This window comes from Streptococcus sp. SGI.013 (assembly GCF_050315295.1).
In the GTDB taxonomy this organism is placed as follows: domain Bacteria; phylum Bacillota; class Bacilli; order Lactobacillales; family Streptococcaceae; genus Streptococcus; species Streptococcus porcorum.
The window spans coordinates 1-3,530 of sequence record NZ_JBNPOS010000054.1; the positions used below are offsets into that span (position 1 = coordinate 1).

Below are 3,530 nucleotides of genomic sequence, written 5' to 3' on the forward strand. Positions count from 1 at the left end.
AAAAATAATATTTTGAGGAACAATCATTATTGTTCTATTACTTTCTACGATTGCCAATGGCACATTGTTATCCAAACTGTACTTGATTTTGTTTTCTTCTGCCTCGTCTTTGCTGGTGTAGTCAAGTGATGAGCCATCATTAAATCTAACCTTAACTTTGAACATCTTCCCCTCCTGGATTTTTATACCAATCAAGCAAATCAGCCTGATTGTCCTTGATGTAGTTTTCAAATATTTGGAATTGGAGGATCGCCCAGCGTAAGCTGTGCATTCCCTCTCCACCTTTAGAGCAAAAACCGCTGACTTTGAAAACTGGCACAATGCTACCAACAATACCTGGGCTAAGTTCGTCAATATTGACTACATTCTCAGTTTGATACCCAAAATCAAGGACGAACTCATCTCCTAAGTCATGGATGACTTGTAGCCTCTTGCCGTCTGAATAGATAGCCACGCTATCTGATACTGTTCTGATTTCCATAGATCCCTCCTAAAACGGTAATACCTCAATGCAAATCCAATCATTAGAGACATTCCAAACCTTGTAAACATAAGCCTCTAGTAAGTCATTTTCAGAGTGGCAACTAGTTCTGTTCCTAACATCTTCATTCCATCCAGTGAATTTTATTTTTTTGGTGTCAAACTGTCTAGGCATTTTAAAGGTTGCTATGCACTCATTTTTGTTTTGGTGGATCGCTATTGTTATGCCGTGATTAAACGGTTCAAGCTCATCAATTACTTGTTTTACTTGCTTATCCATTCTTACCACCCACACAATTCATTGAGCTGTTCTTGAGTTACTGGCTCAATTCGTTGATAGCCGCTGACCTGATAATTTTGCTTGTGTTCAAAACCAAGCTCTGACAGTCCTGCCTTGAATAAGTCCTTTTCTGCTGTGTTGGTAAAATAGACTTCCAAGGTCATTTTTTGTGTGTAGCGTTTCGGCTCATTTTCAGCCCCTCTGAGCGTGTCAGGCTCATTTTGGGATAATTGTCCACCGTCCAAAATCTCGCCTGTTTCTGGGTCAACTTTTGGGGGCTCTGTTGATTTCTGAGCCTGTGCCTGCTGTTTCGTTTGTTGCTCTGCCAAAAGTTGCTCTCTTTCAGCCTCAGCCTGTCGCATTTTTTGCTTTTCTTGCTCAAAAAGATAGTCTGACATGATTTGTTGCATTACATCAGCCAAAGACATTGACTGCAACATACGGATATACGGCTGATCAGTCATACCGTACTCAGCACATTGTCCAGAGATGGCAGCTTTAGCCTTTTCTTTCTCTTGTTGGTTTTGATATTCAAATGTGACCATGTCCTCAAGAGATTTCATGGTGACTTTCTTCAAGGTCACACCATCCGCCATAAAGTCAGAGGCTTTAATATACTCTAGGGCTTTCTCATCAAAAAGCCTAGGGTCTAGCATATACTCAGCCGCTTTGTTAGCTAGATAGCTCTTGACAGTATCCAAACGGACAGCTTTCTGATGTTCCTCAAATTCTTTAACATCTTGAGCGATTTTATCAATGACTTTATCCATTGGCTCGCTAGTGTCCTTGATATATTTGTCAAACTCATCAGCAGACTGTGACAGCTCACGCTTAATCTTGATACGCTCATCTGAGATTTGTTTTTTGAGTTTGCGTAGGTCAGCTAAAACTTGCTTATCATCCTTGATGGTTGCGGCCGTGACCGTGTAATTTTCATACTTGGCTACTACATCAGCTATACCTTGCTCAAACTTTTCACGGTCAATGATTTCAACCTGTGCCTGTGTTACTTTTGCTTGTAATTCTTGCATGTTGTCCTCCTAGTATTCCAAATCTTCCAATAGCTCACCTTGTACTGGCTCATCATCAGGATCAATCACATCATCAGTTGGATAGCTTGTGTCAGTCTGTCTCTGAGCTTGTTCCTGTTTCGTCTGCTCAATTTGAGCCATTTTGCGTGCCATAACATCCTCACGGCTTTCAACAGGTTCCGCCTGTTTGATACGGTCAAAAGTTTCACCGCCATCATCTTCCGTGTACATATTTCCCAAATCCTCAGGGAATGCCTCACGCAGAGCATTTACTAAGGCTGTCTTCCTGATCATTGTTGCTGGCATAGCGTTCCATGTACTCTGTTTCTTGTCATATTCTTCACGACTGACAAAGATTTCTACAGGTACTTTGAAATTTTTCCTATAGACTCTAGCCCAGCCGCCTACCAAGGTGTCACCAGGTAACATGAGAGCTCCTTTGCGTTCGTGCATAACTCCATCAGTATCTACGGTTACAACACCAGCCTCAAATCCCTCATAATTTGGATTTTGGGCAGCACGTTTTAGAAATGCCTCTTTAGAGACAATCAAGCTGAACTCTGTGCCTCCAGTTTTTTTCTTGTAGGCAACGATATAGACCTCATTTGCCAAAGGGTTTAAATTGCGTCCCTTGATAAGAGATAAGGCTTGCCCTACTTGTTTTTCAGTCAGCAAGTTTTGAGGGTCAAAATAGCGTTTGACATCCTGAAAAGTCCAAACACTGGTATCAATGGCAATATCACGCTTAGTCTGTGTTGATAATTGATTGTTAGTCATTTTCTTCTCCTTTTTGTCTGTTTTAAGTTCCAATTTTCACGCTTTAAGCGTCTGTTTTCGTTGGTAATTGAGATTATCTTGTCATGTTGTTCATTGATAATCTCTCCTAGATCGTAACAAAGCTCTAGGTAACGTTTCCGCCAGTAAGCATTGTCTTCATAGCGTTCTCTTTCCATAAGCTAGTTATCTCCTACATAAATCCATTGACCGCCTCTAAATACCCATTCATCAGGATCATGTACCTGGCCTGGTTCCTCAGGTTGTAGATAGTCACGGTCATAGTCAAACCATGGGTAAGTACCGTCCATGTTGCACCTCCTCAAGATGATAGAGTTGCATAAGCGTCAATCAGTCGCTGCTGTCTTGCAATGATGTCAGCCATTTGTTGACGGTCACGGCCAATAGCCATATTTTCCTGAGACAGCTCTTGTAGTATTGCGTTTTTTTGGTCAATAAGTCCTTTAAGCCTACGGTTCTCAGCTTTGAGGGATTTTAGCTCAATCAGAGTGCTATCGGTTTGAGTTGGCTCGGCCTTTGCCAGTTCATCTAGTCCAAAATATCGTTTCAATTTCTCTAGCATTAGTCTTCCTCCTCGTCGTCTTCGTCAAATGATGTCATTGTCTCTTTGATAGCTTTCTTAGGCTCCATACCCTCTAGCACATCTTCGATAACATGAGAAAGTTTGTGCATGGAGTCCAATGACACCTCAAGCGTACCGTTTTCATCTGGGATACCCACAACCTTTAGCGTAAACAGTCCAAATACTGAGATAGCGTGTAGCTCTTTTTGGAGTTTTTCAATACGCTCAATCTTTTTCTGTTGGTCTCGGATAATTCTGTCTTTGTCAATCATGATTTTTCTACCTGTGGATAACTTTGGTTATCCCTTTCTTTATTTATTATTACTACTAGTTTTTTGTAAATTAGTATTTATTACTAAGTTAGTGCCGTAAGGCTTAGATT

General features: G+C 41.0%; 8 protein-coding genes. All 8 read right to left on the bottom strand.

The window, feature by feature from the left end:
• Positions 1-151: 151 nt before the first annotated feature.
• Genes ACQRDX_RS09010 through ACQRDX_RS09045 form a run of 8 tightly spaced genes read right to left on the bottom strand, consistent with a single transcriptional unit; the run spans position 152 to position 3,420 of the window.
• On the bottom strand, positions 152-481 hold the full coding sequence (locus ACQRDX_RS09010; protein ID WP_074412907.1) for a hypothetical protein: 330 nt from the start codon (positions 479-481) through the stop codon (positions 152-154).
• Positions 482-490: 9 nt separating this feature from the next.
• Positions 491-760 carry a hypothetical protein gene (locus ACQRDX_RS09015; RefSeq protein WP_029943298.1) on the bottom strand — a complete coding sequence of 90 codons (270 nt, stop codon included), beginning with the start codon at positions 758-760 and terminating at the stop codon, positions 491-493.
• Positions 761-762: 2 nt separating this feature from the next.
• Complete coding sequence (locus ACQRDX_RS09020; protein ID WP_427896556.1) at positions 763-1,791, bottom strand: DUF1351 domain-containing protein; 1,029 nt, start codon at positions 1,789-1,791, stop codon at positions 763-765.
• Between the two features lie 9 nt (positions 1,792-1,800).
• Positions 1,801-2,568: a phage recombination protein Bet gene (bet, locus tag ACQRDX_RS09025; protein ID WP_427896554.1), complete on the bottom strand. Its 768-nt coding sequence runs from the start codon at positions 2,566-2,568 to the stop codon at positions 1,801-1,803.
• On the bottom strand, positions 2,565-2,744 hold the full coding sequence (locus ACQRDX_RS09030; RefSeq protein WP_427896552.1) for a hypothetical protein: 180 nt from the start codon (positions 2,742-2,744) through the stop codon (positions 2,565-2,567). Before ACQRDX_RS09030 ends, bet begins: the two co-directional genes overlap by 4 nt.
• Positions 2,745-2,747: 3 nt before the next feature.
• Entirely contained in the window at positions 2,748-2,876 is a 129-nt protein-coding gene (locus tag ACQRDX_RS09035) for a hypothetical protein (RefSeq protein ID WP_427886345.1), read from the bottom strand.
• Positions 2,877-2,887: 11 nt separating this feature from the next.
• Positions 2,888-3,148, bottom strand: a complete 261-nt coding sequence (locus ACQRDX_RS09040) for a hypothetical protein (protein WP_172015093.1) — start codon at positions 3,146-3,148, stop codon at positions 2,888-2,890.
• Positions 3,148-3,420: a hypothetical protein gene (locus ACQRDX_RS09045; RefSeq protein WP_172032467.1), complete on the bottom strand. Its 273-nt coding sequence runs from the start codon at positions 3,418-3,420 to the stop codon at positions 3,148-3,150. Before ACQRDX_RS09045 ends, ACQRDX_RS09040 begins: the two co-directional genes overlap by 1 nt.
• Between the last annotated feature and the right edge of the window lie 110 nt (positions 3,421-3,530).

Excerpts from the sequence above, each read along its gene's own strand:
- ACQRDX_RS09010 (WP_074412907.1), bottom strand. The coding sequence starts at position 481 with ATGGAAATCAGAACAGTATCAGATAGCGTGGCTATCTATTCAGACGGC.
- ACQRDX_RS09015 (WP_029943298.1), bottom strand. The coding sequence starts at position 760 with ATGGATAAGCAAGTAAAACAAGTAATTGATGAGCTTGAACCGTTTAAT.
- ACQRDX_RS09020 (WP_427896556.1), bottom strand. The coding sequence starts at position 1,791 with ATGCAAGAATTACAAGCAAAAGTAACACAGGCACAGGTTGAAATCATT.
- bet (WP_427896554.1), bottom strand. The coding sequence starts at position 2,568 with ATGACTAACAATCAATTATCAACACAGACTAAGCGTGATATTGCCATT.
- ACQRDX_RS09030 (WP_427896552.1), bottom strand. The coding sequence starts at position 2,744 with ATGGAAAGAGAACGCTATGAAGACAATGCTTACTGGCGGAAACGTTAC.
- ACQRDX_RS09035 (WP_427886345.1), bottom strand. The coding sequence starts at position 2,876 with ATGGACGGTACTTACCCATGGTTTGACTATGACCGTGACTATCTACAA.
- ACQRDX_RS09040 (WP_172015093.1), bottom strand. The coding sequence starts at position 3,148 with ATGCTAGAGAAATTGAAACGATATTTTGGACTAGATGAACTGGCAAAG.
- ACQRDX_RS09045 (WP_172032467.1), bottom strand. The coding sequence starts at position 3,420 with ATGATTGACAAAGACAGAATTATCCGAGACCAACAGAAAAAGATTGAG.